We start from the raw sequence: 15850 nt of genomic DNA, 5'->3' as shown, positions 1-15850 counted from the left end.
TCGGAGGCAGGCCTATGAATGAAAAGCGTGCAATACAGTCTTCCGTTAAAGATGAAAGCCTGATCGAAAAGCGCCGAGCGCAAATGATCCGCGGCGCTGTCACGCTTTTTAAAGAAAAGGGCTTTCACCGGACTACGACAAGGGAAATCGCCAAAGCGGCCGGATTCAGCATCGGCACCTTGTATGAATACATCCGCACAAAAGAAGACGTCCTCTATTTGGTCTGTGATTCGATCTATGATGAAGTCCATTCCCGCCTTGCCACGATCGATATGGAAAACGGCTCATGGGAAGTGCTGGTGACGGCACTTGAACATTATTACGGCCTGATCGACGACATGCAGGATGAATTTGTGGTGATGTATCAGGAGTCGAAATCGTTGCCGAAGGACGCACTGGGATATGTACTGGAAAAGGAAACAGAAATGGTTGGGCTGTTCGCGCGCCTGTTGACTGAATGCGCGGAGCGGGGACAAGTGGATCTGACACCGAAGGAAATTGTACTGGCGTCCCATCATTTATTCGTCCAGGGCCAGATGTGGGCATTCCGCCGCTGGGCTCTGAACGATTTCACCATAGAAGAATTTATCAAAATGCAAACGAAATTCCTTTTGCAGGGGATGGCAGGGGAAAAAATCTCGATACCAGGGGGCTACTCATAAATGGCTACAATCCAGGAAACAAAAACGTATCAGCCGAAAAATCATATCCGCTTTGTTACGGCATCCGCGCTGTTTGACGGCCACGATGCATCCATCAACATCATGCGCCGCATTCTTCAGGCAAGCGGGGTGGAAGTCATCCATCTTGGACACAATCGCTCAGTTGAAGAAGTGGTCAATGCAGCTATCCAGGAAGATGTCCAGGGCATCGCAATCTCCTCTTACCAGGGCGGCCATGTGGAATACTTCAAGTATATGCATGATTTGCTGCAGGAAAGAGGCGCTCCCCATATCCGCATCTATGGCGGAGGCGGCGGAGTCATTTTGCCGCGCGAAATCAAGGAACTTCAAGAATACGGCATTGCCCGTATCTTTTCACCGGAAGACGGCCGCAAAAAAGGCCTGCAGGGAATGATTACGGAAATCGTGGAAGAATGTGATTTCTCCACGGTCAAAGACAATCTTTCACTGGAAAATCTGTCTCCAGAAAACCCAGTTACAGTGGCAAACCTGATCACTGCCGCAGAAGAAGCCCATACACGCGGCGGCGATACAGCCCAATTGATGGAAACGGTCAGAAAATCGTCAAAAAATACACCGGTCCTTGGTATTACAGGCACAGGCGGAGCGGGGAAAAGCTCCCTGACGGATGAATTGATCCGCCGCTTCCTCACTGAACTGCCCGGCAAGAATATTGCGGTTCTGTCAATTGACCCGACTAAACAAAAAACAGGCGGAGCGCTGCTTGGCGACCGGATCCGCATGAATGCCATTTTCAACAAACGTGTTTTCATGAGAAGTCTTGCAACCCGCGGCTCCCGCACTGAACTGTCCGCAGCTCTCGGTGATGTGACCGATGTAGTCAAAGCTGCCGGCTTCGACCTGATTGTCGTGGAAACAAGCGGAATCGGACAGGGCGATGCTGAAATCGCCAACTTCTCCGATGTCTCGATGTACGTGATGACAAGTGAGTTCGGCGCACCGTCGCAACTCGAAAAAATCGATATGATCGATTACGCGGATTTGATTGTCATCAATAAATTCGAGCGCAAAGGTTCAGAAGATGCACTGCGCCAGGTCCAAAAGCAATTCCAGCGCAGCCATATGCGTTTTGAAGACGATTTGGACAAAATGCCGGTTTATGGCACAATTGCCAGCCAGTTCAACGATAAAGGGACAAACTCATTGTTCGCGGCACTGGTTTCAACCGTCAATGAAAAATGTGGCACCGATTGGGAGACGGATTATGAAAAATTCGCAAAAACCCAAAAAGAGAACTTGATCATTCCGAATGACCGCCGCTATTATTTACGGGAACTCGCGGAATCGGTTCGCGGCCACCACGCAAAAACCAAAGAACAGTCTGCCTTCGCCCGCCGCCTCTTCCAATTGGAAGGCGCAATCGAAGCAGTCAAAGAAAAAGCGCCGGATGATGCATTGGTGAAATCCCTCGAATCGCTGGCTGACGGTGTACGGGAAGAGCTGACGGCTGAGTCGAAACGAATTCTGGATAATTGGGATGCGTTGAAAGAAGCTTATGCAGGAGACGAGTTCGTCACGACGATGCGCGACAAAGAAATTCGCACAATTTTGCGTACCGAAAGCCTGTCTGGCATTAAAGTGCCGCGTGTGGTCCTGCCGAAATTCGTTGATTACGGCGAAATTTTAAGCTGGGTTTATCTGGAAAACGTACCGGGTTCATTCCCTTATACTGCCGGCGTGTTTCCGTTCAAACGCGCAGGAGAAGATCCAAAACGGCAATTTGCGGGTGAAGGAACGCCGGAACGCACAAATCGCCGTTTCCATTACCTGTCCAAAGATGATGATGCGAAACGCTTGTCCACTGCATTCGATTCGGTAACTTTGTACGGAGAAGATCCGGATCACCGTCCGGATATCTACGGAAAAGTCGGAGAATCGGGCGTCTCAATCTGTACACTGGACGACATGAAAACCCTCTATTCCGGATTTGATCTATGCGCGCCATCGACTTCCGTTTCGATGACGATCAACGGACCGGCTCCGATCATCCTTGCGATGTTCATGAACACGGCGATCGATCAGCAAGTCAAAAAACGCGAAGAAGAGCTTGGCCGCACGCTGACAGTGGAGGAATTCACGGAAGTCCGTGAAGCGACGCTGCAAGTGGTACGCGGTACAGTTCAGGCGGATATCCTGAAAGAAGACCAGGGTCAGAATACGTGTATTTTCTCAACGGAATTTGCGCTTCGCATGATGGGCGATATCCAGCAATACTTTATCGACCACAAAGTGCGCAATTACTATTCGGTGTCGATTTCGGGCTACCACATTGCGGAAGCAGGAGCGAATCCGATTTCACAGCTGGCGTTCACGCTATCAAACGGCTTCACATACGTTGAGTATTATTTGAGCCGCGGCATGAACATCGACGACTTTGCACCGAACCTGTCGTTCTTCTTCTCGAACGGACTGGATCCGGAATATACGGTAATCGGCCGTGTGGCCAGACGCATATGGGCAGTTGCCATGCGCGACAAATACGGCGCCAATGAACGCAGCCAGAAACTGAAATATCACGTCCAGACTTCCGGGCGCAGCCTTCACGCGCAGGAAATCGACTTCAACGACATCCGTACTACGCTGCAGGCATTGATGGCGTTGCAGGACAACTGCAACTCGCTGCACACGAATGCGTATGATGAAGCGATCACAACGCCGACGGAAGAATCAGTCCGCCGCGCGATGGCGATCCAGATGATCATCACAAAAGAGCACGGTTTGTCGAAGAACGAAAACCCGCTGCAGGGCGCGTTCATCATCGAAGAAATGACACAGTTGGTGGAAGAAGCGGTTCTCTTGGAGTTTGATCGCATCGACGACCGCGGTGGCGTTCTGGGTGCAATGGAAACGCAGTATCAGCGCGGCAAGATTCAGGAAGAATCGATGTTCTACGAAATGAAGAAACACACAGGCGAATTGCCGATCATCGGAGTCAATACGTATTTGAACCCGAATCCGCAGTCGGACGACGACATCAACGCGATGGAAATTGCCCGTGCCACAAAAGAGGAAAAAGAAGCACAGATCGATAAACTGCGTGCCTTCCAGGGACGCAACAACTCGGACGAAGCGCTTGAGCGCCTGAAACAGGTCGCCAAAACAGGCGGCAACATCTTTGAAGAATTGATGGAAACTGTTAAAGTGGCAAGCCTCGGCCAGATCACGACTGCATTATACGAAGTCGGCGGCCAATATCGCCGCAATATGTAGGCTTTTATTGGGAAACCCGTTTGCAGAACGTGCAAGCGGGTTTTTCCTATGGGAATATGGTGCTTTGAGTGGATTTGAGCAACTTGCGTGCGATTATTTTGGTTTGCGAGCGTTTAAATAAAAATGCGGGCGATTAAAAAAATTTGCGGGCGACTAAAATAAAATACGGGCGATTAAAAAAAAATGCGGGCGATTAAAAAAATGCGGACGTTCCACAACTCGCCCTGATTAATTGAATAATTCTTCGCCTTACGTTTTATAGCCATTCGATATATTCAGCAAATTCGGTTATAATAGAAGGAAATTGCAAGCGGGCCCCAAAGGATGATTAATTATGCCGAAGTACGTCAATTACCTTATAATCATTGTCTGTATCATATTGATCGTTTTCCTGTACAATAGAGCTTTGGGTTCGATTCCGTTAATCATCCTGTCCTTATACCTGTTCTATTATGGGTGGAAGGAACTTGGGAAAAGAAAAAACAAGTCACGGTAGCGGACTGCAGACAGTTTGTATATAATGAATGGAGTTAAGAGAGAAGAAGGGACGTGGGCTAATTGAAATTACGTGAATTATCCAGAGAAGAACTGATTGAAGAGTCGTTTGTAGACTTAACATATGCATTATTGGCAGAAACCCATGAAACAAAAACGTATCCTGAAATCGTCGAGGAAATTGAAAAATTGCTCGATCTTTCAAAAGCTGACATGAAATCGCGCCTTGTGCAATTTTATACGGATATGAATATTGACGGACGCTTTTTGATCCTTGGGGAAAACCGTTGGGGTCTTCGTGAATGGTACCCGGTTGAACAAATCGAGGAAGAATCCGCGCCGACTGTCAAAGCCCGCAAAAAGAAAGCCAAAGTTGCGGACGATGAAGAATTCGAAGGTATGGATCTTGAAATGGAAGACGAACTTGACTTCGATGACTTCGATGAAGAAGATGACGAAGATGTTACACCGAAACTCGGCGAAGAAGTAGGCGTCATCGACTTTGATTCTGAAAAGGACGAAGATGAGGATGAAGAAGACGTGGACGTCCTGGTTGAAGACATTGATGGAAACATCATTGATGAAGAAGACGACGAAGATGAAGAAGACGACGAAGAGTCGAAGTAATCAGAACATTTTTTTACCTTGACTTTAATCGCTGTACTGGATAAGATTTTATTGGGCTCCTTAAAACAGGAGAAATGATTCGTACAGTTAATGCGCTCCCTCTGCACGCAGCAGGCGGGGCGCTTTTTATTTTTTCCCAGGCTATAAAAGTTCAACTAATAATCTATTGCAGCCGATATTCCGCAAAACAGCCCACAGGATGTGGGTCGTGCAGTCGGCGGGACAGGACGTCGCGACGCTGACTGCCGGAGGATTTAAAAACTATGCTCCTGCATCGCTGCGCTGCTTCGTCGCAAAGAGTTGCCCATGCAGGCTTCGGTCAACTCTTCGCTGTTTTGCTCCATATCTAGAAGTGGAGCCTAGCGAAGGAGCGCCGCCGGACGTAGCGGAGCAATAAGACGAGTGTTCTTCTCGGCTTATTGCGGGAGCAAAGGAGAGCCATACGAAGATGGCTCTCCTTTGCGACGAGCAGTGCGCAGGAGCATAATCTTTGCTCTGTCCAAAGCGACGAAGCGACTAACAAATTATTAGAACTTAGATAACTTAATTTAAAATTCGCTTCTAAAAATCAAGGAGGAAAACAGGCATGACAAAGTATATTTTTGTTACCGGCGGGGTAGTATCATCGCTCGGAAAAGGAATTGTAGCCGCTTCACTGGGGCGTTTATTGAAAAACAGAGGATTGAACGTCACAATCCAGAAATTCGATCCATACATCAATATCGATCCGGGCACGATGAGCCCTTATCAGCACGGAGAAGTATACGTAACCGATGACGGTGCGGAAGCGGATTTGGATCTTGGCCATTACGAGCGTTTCATCGACATCAACTTGAATAAATACTCGAATGTGACGACGGGGAAAGTCTATTCGACAGTTATCCAAAAAGAGCGCCGCGGCGATTACCTTGGCGGAACCGTTCAGGTAATCCCGCATATCACCAATGAAATCAAAGACCGCCTGCTGCGTGCCGCGAAAACGGCAAAAGCGGATGTGGTCATCACAGAAATCGGCGGAACTGTAGGGGATATCGAATCCCTGCCCTTCCTGGAAGCAATTCGCCAGATGAAATCAGATCTTGGCCGTGAGGAAGTCATGTACGTCCACTGTACACTGATCCCTTACCTCGGTGCCGCAAAGGAAATGAAGACAAAACCGACGCAACACAGTGTCAAAGAATTGCGCAGCCTCGGTATTCAGCCGAACCTGATTGTCGTGCGTACGGAACATCCGGTGCCGCAGGACATGAAAGATAAGATTGCTTTGTTCTGCGACATCAAAGCGGAAGAAGTCATCGAATCACGCGATGTCGATGTGATTTATGAAATCCCTCTTCGTTTGAAGGAGCAGAATATGGACCAGATCGTTTTGGACCACTTCGGCATCGAAGCGCCCGAAGCGGACATGACCGAATGGACAGCGCTAGTGGAAGGAGTGAAATCACTTAAGAAAACAGTCCGCATCGGACTCGTCGGTAAATATGTCGAGTTGCAGGATGCCTATATTTCCGTTGTTGAATCGATGAAACATGCCGGTTTCGCCTTCGATTCCGATATTGAAGTGGAATGGATCAATGCCGAACACATCAACGCAGAGAATGCAGAAGAGAAATTGAAGAATTGTGACGGCATCCTTGTACCAGGCGGATTCGGAGACCGTGGCGTGGAAGGCAAAATCGTCGCAACCCAATATGCCCGTGAAAACAATGTTCCGTTCTTCGGTATTTGTCTCGGCATGCAGCTGGCGTCCGTTGAATTCGCCCGCAGCCTGATGGGAATGGAAGATGCCCATTCTTCGGAATTGAATCCGAAGACGTCTTATCCGGTCATCGATTTATTGCCGGAACAAAAAGATATCGAAGACCTCGGCGGCACATTGCGCCTTGGCCTTTATCCTGCGAAGTTGCAGGAGGGATCGAAAGCGCATGAAGCATACGGCGAGTCGTTGGTCTACGAACGCCACCGCCACCGCTATGAGTTCAATAACGAATACCGGGAACAATTCGAAGCGGCCGGCTTTATCTTCTCGGGCACAAGCCCGGACGGCCGCCTGGTAGAAATCATTGAACTTGCAGACCATCCCTGGTTCGTGGCATGCCAATTCCATCCGGAATTCATATCACGTCCGAACCGGCCACAGCCGCTCTTCCGTGAATTCATTCGTGCTTCATTAGCAAATAAATAAGAAAAACGAAAGCCTTTCCGACAGAACTTGCCGGAAAGGCTTTCTCGTTTAATACGATTCTTCACGCAACATTGCATCCATCTTTGCCCTGATGCTGTGGTAGACATACAGTGCCGCCATTGCGTGCGGAACGACCGTGACGCCGCTTTGAGCGGGGAAGATGCCTTTATCAATGCCGAGTGACAGCATGACTTCCGGCAGGTCGCATTGCCAGGATTCCGCAGAGAGCATGGCGAAAGGAATGGCGGCATCGGATAATCTGCCCGCGAGTTCCTCTCCTTCGTCTTTTTTTGCTAAAATGAAGACACGGTCTGCGCTTGTCAGATGGCTTTCGGGTTTCCACTCGCGCGCAGATGGCAGCGGTTCGGTTCCTTCAAGTGCGGCTATGGCCACAGCTTTCATTTCACCGAAGGCGGCAATAAAGATTGTGCCTTCCCCAACGGCAGCCTGGGCCAGGAGGCGGGCGATATCTTCAATCGCTTCTTCCTGCTGCGCGATGCGCTGGAACAGACCGTTCAATTGCTCGGACAGTATTTTCAAATCTCTCACCTCAAAAAAAGTATAGCAGAAGCACATGAAACAGGATGGAAAATCAGGAGGGATACAACTTGAAGTCGATTTTGATTGTGGACGACCAGCCGGGAATCCGGATGCTGCTGGAGGAAGTTTTTTCAAAGGAAGGTTTTCAAACACTGACAGCCGGAAGCGGGCGTGAAGCTTTGAAGGTCTTTGATGTGGAGCGTCCGGATCTGGTCCTGTTGGATATGAAGATTCCGGGGATGGATGGCATCGAAATACTGAAGCGGATGAAACAGGAACGTGTTGAGATTCAGGTAGTGATGATGACCGCCTATGGTGAACTCAATCTAATTGAAGAGGCAAAAACCTGGGGAGCGGTCCGCCATTTCACCAAACCATTCGATGTATTCGAATTGCGCGAGACTGTAAAGAAATTGTTAGACGGCTGATACACTAGGAAGTGGCGGATGGAACACCTTTTTGTTATGATAGGGAAGGTATTTGCTTTATTTAGTCGCTGAGGAGGAAGTTTGGCATGGCATTGGTTTCAATGAAAGAAATGATGATAAAAGGTAAAGAAGAAGGATACGCGATCGGCCAGTTCAATCTGAACAACCTGGAGTTTACACAGGCAATCCTGCAGGCTGCACAAGAGGAAAATTCTCCTGTGATTTGTGGAGTGTCTGAAGGAGCAGCCCGTTATATGGGCGGTTTTACCACTGTTGTAAACATGGTGAAAGGCCTTATGCATGATTATAAAATTACGGTGCCCGTGGCAATCCATTTGGACCATGGCTCAAGTTTTGAAAAATGCAAAGAAGCGATCGATGCTGGATTCACCTCAGTAATGATTGACGCATCCCACCATCCATTTGAAGAGAATATTGAAATTACCAAGCAAGTAGTGGAATATGCACACAAACATAATGTTTCTGTGGAAGCGGAACTTGGCACTGTCGGCGGGCAGGAAGATGACATCATCGCTGACGGCGTTATTTATGCCGATCCCCAGGAATGCAAAAAATTGGTCGAAGGGACAGGAATTGATTGCCTGGCTCCGGCACTTGGTTCGGTTCACGGCCCTTATAAAGGCGAACCGAATCTTGGGTTCAAGGAAATGGAAGAAATTTCACAGCTGTGTGACGTGCCGCTTGTTCTTCACGGCGGTACAGGAATTCCGATCAAAGATATTCAGCGTTCGCTTGGACTTGGAACAGCGAAGATCAATGTGAATACGGAAAGCCAAATCGCTTCTGCAAAAGCGGTCCGCGAAGTCTTGGCCAACGACAAAATTGTCTACGACCCGCGTAAATATATGGGACCTGCACGTGAAGCGATCAAGAATACCGTAATCGGCAAAATGCGCGAGTTCGGAAGTTCGGGCAAAGCGTAATCAGGACAGTTTGAAAATAGATGGAAGAGAGAAGAAGCGGAAAAAAGCGCCTTCTCTTTTTTCCGTACTACAGGAGGAAAATATAAATGAAATTTTTTATCGATACAGCAAATTTTGACGAAATCAAAGAAGCACATTCGTGGGGCATCCTATCGGGCGTCACAACAAATCCATCATTGGTGGCAAAAGAGAAAAACGTCTCTTTCCATGACCGCCTGAAAGAAATCGCAGCATTGGTCGACGGTTCGATCAGCGGCGAAGTTATCGCATTGGACGCAGAAAACATGATCAAGGAAGGCCGTGAACTGGCTGACCTGGCACCGAACATCACCGTGAAGCTGCCAATGACGCCAGACGGCCTGAAAGCTTGTGCAGTTCTTGCCGGAGAAGGCAAAAAAGTCAACGTAACGTTGATCTTCAGCGCCAACCAGGCGTTGCTTGCAGCACGCGCTGGCGCGGCTTATGTATCACCGTTCCTTGGCCGTCTTGATGACATCGGCCATAACGGCATGGATCTGATCGCAACGATTGCAGAAATTTTCGCAATCCACGACATCGATTCGGAAATTATTGCAGCTTCGATCCGCCACCCGCAACACGTGACGGAAGCAGCTTTGAATGGCGCGCATATCGGCACAATGCCGATCAAGGTAATGGAGCAAATGTTTAAGCACCCGTTGACGGACAAGGGAATCGAAGCATTTTTGGCTGACTGGGAAAAACGGACAGAAAAATAATGGGAAACTTCATCCAGTTGGGCGAGTTCCCTGCTGAATGTCAGTTGATCCAATCAGGTTTTTAGGACAAGTTGATCTTCCGCTCGGCGAAGCGGGAGTCCTGCTGACCGTTAATACGGGATAAAATACAATGTGGAAACCGGGTCCGGAATGCATGAGTCAAACTGGACCAACCGGATTTCTCCGATTGGAGGGGAACGGCAACTGCCGTTTCCGCCGAACGGGGAAGTAGGATAAAGGAGAATTATGATGGACGTTTATAAAATTACAGGCGGTAAGCGCTTGTCTGGGACGATAAAAGTCAATGGAGCAAAAAATAGCGCGGTGGCATTGATTCCCGCATCGATTTTGGCGAATTCACCTGTTCAGATTGAAGGGTTACCAGGCATTTCGGATGTATGGACATTAAAAAATATTCTTGAAGAAATCGGTGGCGAAGTCAGTTTCGAAGACGGTACAATGAGCATCGATCCGACGAATATGATTGATATGCCTTTGCCGAATGGCAATGTTAAAAAACTGCGTGCTTCCTATTACATGATGGGCGCAATGCTCGGCCGCTTCAAACATGCGGCCATCGGCTTGCCGGGTGGCTGTTTCCTTGGACCTCGTCCAATCGATCAGCATATCAAAGGTTTTGAGGCCCTCGGAGCGAAAGTAACGAACGAACATGGCGCCATTTACCTGCGTGCGGATGAACTTCGCGGGGCAAAAATCTATTTGGACGTCGTTTCAGTGGGTGCCACCATCAATATTATGCTGGCGGCTGTGCTGGCAAAAGGCCAGACAACGATTGAGAATGCGGCAAAAGAGCCTGAAATTATTGATGTCGCGACTTTGTTGACCAATATGGGCGCGAAAATCAAAGGTGCGGGAACCAATATCATCCGGATCGATGGTGTTGAAGAATTGCATGGCACCAACCATACGATCATCCCTGACCGGATTGAAGCCGGAACATTCATGATTCTGGCTGCAGCAGCAGGCGACGGCATCACAATTGATAACGTCATTCCGTTCCACATGGAAGCCTTGACTGCCAAATTGCGGGAAATGGGTGTAGATGTACAGGAAAGCGACGAATCGATCCATATACCGAAACCTGAAAACCTGCAGGCGATAGATGTGAAAACATTGGTGTATCCAGGGTTTGCCACAGATCTCCAGCAACCATTTTCGGTGCTGATGACACAGGCAGAAGGTTCTTCAATGATTACGGACACCATTTACTCGGCACGATTCAAGCACATCGATGAATTGCGCCGGATGAATGCAAGCGGGCGTGTTGAAGGAAGAGCGGCAATCATTACCGGCCCTACGCCACTCACTTCAGCCACAGTCGTTGCATCCGATCTTCGGGCAGGAGCCGCATTGGTGATTGCCGGCCTGTTGGCTGACGGAGAAACAGAAATCCGTGAGATTTATCATATCGAACGCGGATATTCAGAGATCGTCGAAAAACTGCGCGGTTTGGGTGCGGAGATTCGCAGAGAGACAATCGACCCGGTGACCAGTACGAAATCAGACCTTAGTTCAGACGCCAATTAACGCGGATTTGGCTTAACAATATATGTTATAATGATGGGAACATATATATATATAGCTGAACAGGAGGAAAAAATAGTATGGAACGTAGTTTATCGATGGAACTAGTGCGTGTTACAGAAGCAGCGGCAATCGCGTCCGCCAGATGGATGGGCCGCGGCCTGAAAATTGAAGCGGATGATGCAGCGACGACTGCCATGAGAATAGTATTCGATACAATTCCGATGAAAGGTGTCGTCGTCATCGGTGAAGGCGAAATGGACGAAGCACCGATGCTTTATATCGGGGAAGAGCTTGGTACAGGCATTGGACCGGAAGTCGATGTAGCGGTGGATCCGCTCGAAGGAACGAATATTGTTGCAGCCGGGGGGTGGAACGCGCTTGCAGTATTGGCGATTGCCGACCGTGGGAATCTGCTGAATGCACCCGATATGTACATGGATAAAATTGCAGTCGGCCCGGAATCAGTGGGGAAAATTGATATCAATGCACCAGTCATCGACAATCTGCGCGCCGTGGCGAAAGCCAAAAACAAGGATATCGAAGATGTGGTGGCTACGCTTCTGAACCGTGAACGCCATGCAGGACTCATCCAGCAGATCCGTGATGCCGGTGCACGCATCAAACTCATCAACGATGGGGATGTTGCAGGCGCCATTAACACGGCATTTGATGAAACAGGCGTGGACATTCTTTTCGGTATTGGTGGAGCGCCTGAGGGAGTTATTGCGGCCGTGGGATTGAAATGTCTCGGCGGTGAGCTTCAAGGAAAGCTTATGCCACAGAATGAAGAAGAAAAGCAGCGCTGCATCGACATGGGCCTCGACGTCGATAAGGTCCTGAAGATGGATGATTTAGTAAAAGGTGACGATGCAATCTTCGCAGCAACCGGTGTCACAGACGGAGAATTGCTGCGCGGCGTCCAGCTCAAGGGCGGCTTTGCGGAAAGCCATACGCTGGTCATGCGTGCCAAATCAGGTACTGTCCGCTTTGTGGAAGGGCGCCACAGCTTGAAGAAAAAACCGAATCTCGTGATGAATGATTAATGAACGAACTTCAAATTGAGTCCGGCATAAAAGCCGGGCTCCTTCTTTACTATCTTCTGAATTTCTATCTATATAAGTTGAATAATAGAGTAGTATCTGTAATCGCTTCATCGCTTTGGACAGGGCAAAGATTATGCTCCTGCGCACTGCTCGTCGCAAAGGTGCGCCATCTTCGTTTGGCGACCTTCGCTCCCGCAATAAGCCGAGAAGAACACTCGTCTTTGCTCCGTCGGCATTCGCCTGCTCCTGAGCCGCTCCGGCGCTTGGGAGGTGGCTTTGACAGAGAAAGTTTCATAGATATGGAGCAAAAGAGCGAAGACGCCCAGGGGAGCAGAAACGCAGTTGGCTTTCCAACTGTGTTTCGAGCGAAGTGAAACGAGACCGAGTTAGCTCAGCGCGAGCCCCCAGGCAAGCAAGCTGTTTTGCGGAATATCGTCTTCTATGGATTCTTAATTCAACTTATATAACCCCGAATTTCATTTCCAAAAAATATAAATAAGAGTGGTGTCCTGAGATATGTCGACGATTACAATTTCCGCTTTGGAGAATATGACCCTGAAAGAACTTTACAATTTGGCAAAAGAATACAAACTGATAAATTACAGCAAGCTGACCAAAAAGGAACTTATTTTCGCGATTCTAAAAACCCGTGCCGAACAGGAAGGTTTCTTCTTTATGGAAGGTGTACTGGAGATCATCCAGTCCGAAGGCTTCGGTTTCCTGCGGCCGATCAATTATTCTCCGAGTTCACAGGACATCTACATTTCTGCTTCCCAGATCCGCCGTTTCGACTTGCGGAATGGCGATAAGGTATCCGGGAAAGTGCGTCCGCCCAAAGAGAACGAACGTTACTTCGGCTTGCTGCAAGTTGAAGCAGTAAACGGAGAAGATCCTGAAGTAGCCAAAGAGCGGGTCCATTTTCCGGGATTGACGCCTTTGTATCCGGATCGTCATATACGCCTGGAAACTTCGTCTGACCACTTATCCACCCGCATCATGGATTTGGTGTCGCCGGTCGGTTTCGGACAGCGTGGTTTAATCGTGGCACCGCCAAAAGCAGGAAAAACAATGTTATTGAAAGAAATTGCCAACTCCATTACCACCAACCATCCTGAAGCGGAATTGATTGTTCTGCTGATTGATGAGCGCCCGGAGGAAGTGACGGATATCGAACGTTCAGTGGATGCAGATGTAGTTTCCTCCACATTCGATGAAATTCCCGAAAACCATGTAAAAGTTGCGGAGCTGGTGTTGGAGCGCGCAATGCGCCTTGTAGAACATAAACGCGATGTCGTTATTCTGATGGATTCAATCACGCGGCTGGCCCGCGCATACAATCTAGTGATTCCGCCAAGCGGGCGCACGCTATCAGGAGGGATTGACCCTGCAGCGTTCCACCGGCCGAAAAGATTTTTCGGTGCTGCCCGCAACATTGAAGAAGGCGGCAGCCTGACCATTCTGGCCACTGCCCTCGTGGAAACGGGGTCACGCATGGACGAAGTGATCTACGAGGAATTCAAAGGAACCGGTAATATGGAGCTTCATCTCGACAGAAGCCTGGCCGAACGCCGCATTTTCCCGGCTTTGGACATTCGCCGTTCAGGGACGCGCAAAGAGGAATTGCTCATCGGCAAGCAGCAACTGGACAAGCTGTGGGCCATCCGCAAAACCTTCTCGGATTCGTATGACTTTTCGGAACGTTTCCTGAAAAAATTAAATCAGACTGAAACGAACGATGAATTTTTTGAGCAGCTGACTTCTGAAATGAAAGCCCATCGTTCATCGAAAAAGATGATTTAATTTCTTGCAATAAGGATCGAATCTTGTTAAGATAGTATCAGTGAGTCAAAGCAAAGCTATTGCATATACGGTCTCAAGAACCGTGTAAGGCAATAGTAAAATAGATTAAACTCTGTTCCGGATGGTTCAGGGCGAGAGGAGAAAAACACATGAAAACAGGAATTCACCCAGAATACAAACAAGCAACAGTAACTTGTTCTTGCGGGAACACTTTTACAACAGGTTCTGTAAAAGAAAACATCCAAGTAGAACTTTGCTCGGAGTGCCACCCGTTCTACACTGGCCGCCAGAAATTCGCAGCTGCTGATGGACGAGTTGACCGTTTCAACAAAAAATACGGTCTTAAAGAAGAAATCAACAACGAAGAAGAGTAAAGTAGAAAAGCGACAGTGCCCGTTAAGCTCTGACAGGCATAAGACGATTTGGCGAAGCGGCGTCTTTTCAGCCGCATAGCCAAAGTGGCTTATGACCCGAAGAGCTGGGTCACTGGAGTCTGGACACAAAAATACCTGCCTTGCGCGAAATCGCCGGGCAGGATTTTTTTTGCCATTTTATCGGCAAACCATGTACATAAATGAAATAAATGCAGTAATCGATGCCGAAATTAGGTATTATTAATACTATATATAAGACGGAATAATAATCTATAGTGACCGATATTCCGCAAAACAGCTTCGAAGACAATGGCCGAAGCGCTATATGAATGTTAATTCTTTTATTCAACTCACAATAGATAGTATTAGACCAAACCATGCGTTTGAAAGGGGTCCCTACAATGTACGTAATGAAACAGACAGGCTGGGTGGAATTGATTTGCGGCAGCATGTTTTCCGGTAAGTCGGAAGAACTGATCCGCCGCGTTCGCCGTTCGCAATTCGCCAAACAGAAAATCGCGGTTTTCAAACCGAAAATCGATAATCGTTTCAGTGAAGAAGCGGTTGTCTCGCATAACGGAACAACAGTCATCGCGCTTCCGATTTCACATTCCGAAGAAATGTGGGAATATATCACGGATGAATTTGATGTCATTGCCATCGATGAAGCTCAATTTTTCGATGATGGCCTTATTGAAAACGTCCAGAAACTGGCCAATCACGGCTTCCGGGTCATCGTGGCCGGTTTGGACCAGGATTTCAGAGGGTTGCCATTCGGTCCGATGCCGTCTCTGCTCGCAATCGCCGAGCAGGTAACGAAGCTTCAGGCTGTCTGCACAGTATGCGGATCTCCCGCAAGCCGCACCCAGCGCCTGATTGACGGAAAACCTGCCGGCTCGGACGACCCGACCATTCTGGTAGGCGCATCGGAAGCCTACGAGCCAAGATGCCGCCATCACCACGAAGTACCAACAGGCGTTACCGTTTCCGAATAAATACGGTAGAGTATATAATAGAAGAAAGTTAAAAAAAGAGTCTATAGAATCCGATATTCCGCAAAACAGCTTCGAAGACATTAGCCGACGCTTGCGAGGCTAAGTCTTTGCGACGAAGCAGCGTAGCGATGCAGGAGCACCTGAAGAATTCGCACTTCGTCGAAACGAAGTTGGAAAGCCAACTCCGTTTCTGTCTCTGCATCGCTTCGCTAGCTTCGAG

At 48.5% G+C, this 15850-nt stretch carries 14 protein-coding genes; 13 read left to right on the top strand and 1 reads right to left on the bottom strand.

Features of this window, described 5'->3' with window-relative positions; translation table 11 throughout:
• Window positions 1-14 precede the first annotated feature (14 nt).
• From DIJ65_RS01470 to DIJ65_RS01455, 5 genes are all read left to right on the top strand, one after another.
• On the top strand, window positions 15-662 hold the full coding sequence (locus tag DIJ65_RS01470; RefSeq protein WP_117300201.1) for a TetR/AcrR family transcriptional regulator: 648 nt from the start codon (window positions 15-17) through the stop codon (window positions 660-662).
• Entirely contained in the window at window positions 663-3914 is a 3252-nt protein-coding gene (gene icmF, locus DIJ65_RS01465) for a fused isobutyryl-CoA mutase/GTPase IcmF (RefSeq protein WP_117300199.1), read from the top strand.
• A gap of 334 nt (window positions 3915-4248) precedes the next feature.
• On the top strand, window positions 4249-4410 hold the full coding sequence (locus DIJ65_RS16195) for a hypothetical protein (protein WP_169816763.1): 162 nt from the start codon (window positions 4249-4251) through the stop codon (window positions 4408-4410).
• A 62-nt stretch (window positions 4411-4472) separates the two neighbouring features.
• Window positions 4473-5036 (top strand): DNA-directed RNA polymerase subunit delta, encoded by a 564-nt coding sequence (rpoE, locus tag DIJ65_RS01460; RefSeq protein WP_071151908.1) that lies wholly within the window; start codon window positions 4473-4475, stop codon window positions 5034-5036.
• 586 nt (window positions 5037-5622) lie between these two features.
• The gene (locus tag DIJ65_RS01455) at window positions 5623-7221 is read left to right on the top strand and encodes a CTP synthase (RefSeq protein ID WP_117300197.1); all 1599 of its coding nucleotides are present in this window, start codon (window positions 5623-5625) and stop codon (window positions 7219-7221) included.
• A gap of 48 nt (window positions 7222-7269) precedes the next feature.
• Here DIJ65_RS01455 and DIJ65_RS01450 read toward each other — a convergent pair whose 3' ends face one another.
• Window positions 7270-7761, bottom strand: a complete 492-nt coding sequence (locus tag DIJ65_RS01450) for a DUF2529 family protein (RefSeq protein WP_117300195.1) — start codon at window positions 7759-7761, stop codon at window positions 7270-7272.
• A gap of 68 nt (window positions 7762-7829) precedes the next feature.
• Here DIJ65_RS01450 and DIJ65_RS01445 point away from each other — a divergent pair, with 68 nt between their 5' ends.
• From DIJ65_RS01445 to DIJ65_RS01410, 8 genes are all read left to right on the top strand, one after another.
• On the top strand, window positions 7830-8189 hold the full coding sequence (locus tag DIJ65_RS01445; protein ID WP_260678679.1) for a response regulator: 360 nt from the start codon (window positions 7830-7832) through the stop codon (window positions 8187-8189).
• A gap of 86 nt (window positions 8190-8275) precedes the next feature.
• On the top strand, window positions 8276-9133 hold the full coding sequence (locus DIJ65_RS01440) for a class II fructose-bisphosphate aldolase (protein WP_117300193.1): 858 nt from the start codon (window positions 8276-8278) through the stop codon (window positions 9131-9133).
• Window positions 9134-9219: 86 nt separating this feature from the next.
• The gene (fsa, locus tag DIJ65_RS01435) at window positions 9220-9870 is read left to right on the top strand and encodes a fructose-6-phosphate aldolase (RefSeq protein ID WP_071151906.1); all 651 of its coding nucleotides are present in this window, start codon (window positions 9220-9222) and stop codon (window positions 9868-9870) included.
• 249 nt (window positions 9871-10119) lie between these two features.
• Window positions 10120-11418, top strand: a complete 1299-nt coding sequence (locus tag DIJ65_RS01430) for a UDP-N-acetylglucosamine 1-carboxyvinyltransferase (protein WP_071151905.1) — start codon at window positions 10120-10122, stop codon at window positions 11416-11418.
• A 77-nt stretch (window positions 11419-11495) separates the two neighbouring features.
• A complete protein-coding gene (glpX, locus tag DIJ65_RS01425) occupies window positions 11496-12461 on the top strand; it encodes a class II fructose-bisphosphatase (protein WP_071151904.1) in 966 nt (321 codons plus the stop codon).
• A 516-nt stretch (window positions 12462-12977) separates the two neighbouring features.
• Window positions 12978-14261 carry a transcription termination factor Rho gene (gene rho / locus DIJ65_RS01420; protein WP_071151902.1) on the top strand — a complete coding sequence of 428 codons (1284 nt, stop codon included), beginning with the start codon at window positions 12978-12980 and terminating at the stop codon, window positions 14259-14261.
• A gap of 149 nt (window positions 14262-14410) precedes the next feature.
• Complete coding sequence (gene rpmE / locus DIJ65_RS01415) at window positions 14411-14635, top strand: 50S ribosomal protein L31 (RefSeq protein ID WP_071151901.1); 225 nt, start codon at window positions 14411-14413, stop codon at window positions 14633-14635.
• 401 nt (window positions 14636-15036) lie between these two features.
• Window positions 15037-15630 carry a thymidine kinase gene (locus DIJ65_RS01410; RefSeq protein ID WP_117300191.1) on the top strand — a complete coding sequence of 198 codons (594 nt, stop codon included), beginning with the start codon at window positions 15037-15039 and terminating at the stop codon, window positions 15628-15630.
• Window positions 15631-15850: the final 220 nt, after the last annotated feature.

It is taken from the genome of Planococcus salinarum, assembly GCF_007004625.1.
Classification (GTDB): domain Bacteria; phylum Bacillota; class Bacilli; order Bacillales_A; family Planococcaceae; genus Planococcus; species Planococcus salinarum.
The sequence above is the reverse complement of the archived record's forward strand: the minus strand, read 5'-3'. Positions and strand labels throughout refer to the sequence as shown.

What these genes read in the sequence shown, in the direction of transcription:
- DIJ65_RS01470 (WP_117300201.1), top strand. Translation starts at nt 15, where the DNA reads ATGAATGAAAAGCGTGCAATACAGTCTTCCGTTAAAGATGAAAGCCTG.
- icmF (WP_117300199.1), top strand. Translation starts at nt 663, where the DNA reads ATGGCTACAATCCAGGAAACAAAAACGTATCAGCCGAAAAATCATATC.
- DIJ65_RS16195 (WP_169816763.1), top strand. Translation starts at nt 4,249, where the DNA reads ATGCCGAAGTACGTCAATTACCTTATAATCATTGTCTGTATCATATTG.
- DIJ65_RS01455 (WP_117300197.1), top strand. Translation starts at nt 5,623, where the DNA reads ATGACAAAGTATATTTTTGTTACCGGCGGGGTAGTATCATCGCTCGGA.
- DIJ65_RS01440 (WP_117300193.1), top strand. Translation starts at nt 8,276, where the DNA reads ATGGCATTGGTTTCAATGAAAGAAATGATGATAAAAGGTAAAGAAGAA.
- fsa (WP_071151906.1), top strand. Translation starts at nt 9,220, where the DNA reads ATGAAATTTTTTATCGATACAGCAAATTTTGACGAAATCAAAGAAGCA.
- DIJ65_RS01430 (WP_071151905.1), top strand. Translation starts at nt 10,120, where the DNA reads ATGGACGTTTATAAAATTACAGGCGGTAAGCGCTTGTCTGGGACGATA.
- glpX (WP_071151904.1), top strand. Translation starts at nt 11,496, where the DNA reads ATGGAACGTAGTTTATCGATGGAACTAGTGCGTGTTACAGAAGCAGCG.
- rho (WP_071151902.1), top strand. Translation starts at nt 12,978, where the DNA reads ATGTCGACGATTACAATTTCCGCTTTGGAGAATATGACCCTGAAAGAA.
- rpmE (WP_071151901.1), top strand. Translation starts at nt 14,411, where the DNA reads ATGAAAACAGGAATTCACCCAGAATACAAACAAGCAACAGTAACTTGT.
- DIJ65_RS01410 (WP_117300191.1), top strand. Translation starts at nt 15,037, where the DNA reads ATGTACGTAATGAAACAGACAGGCTGGGTGGAATTGATTTGCGGCAGC.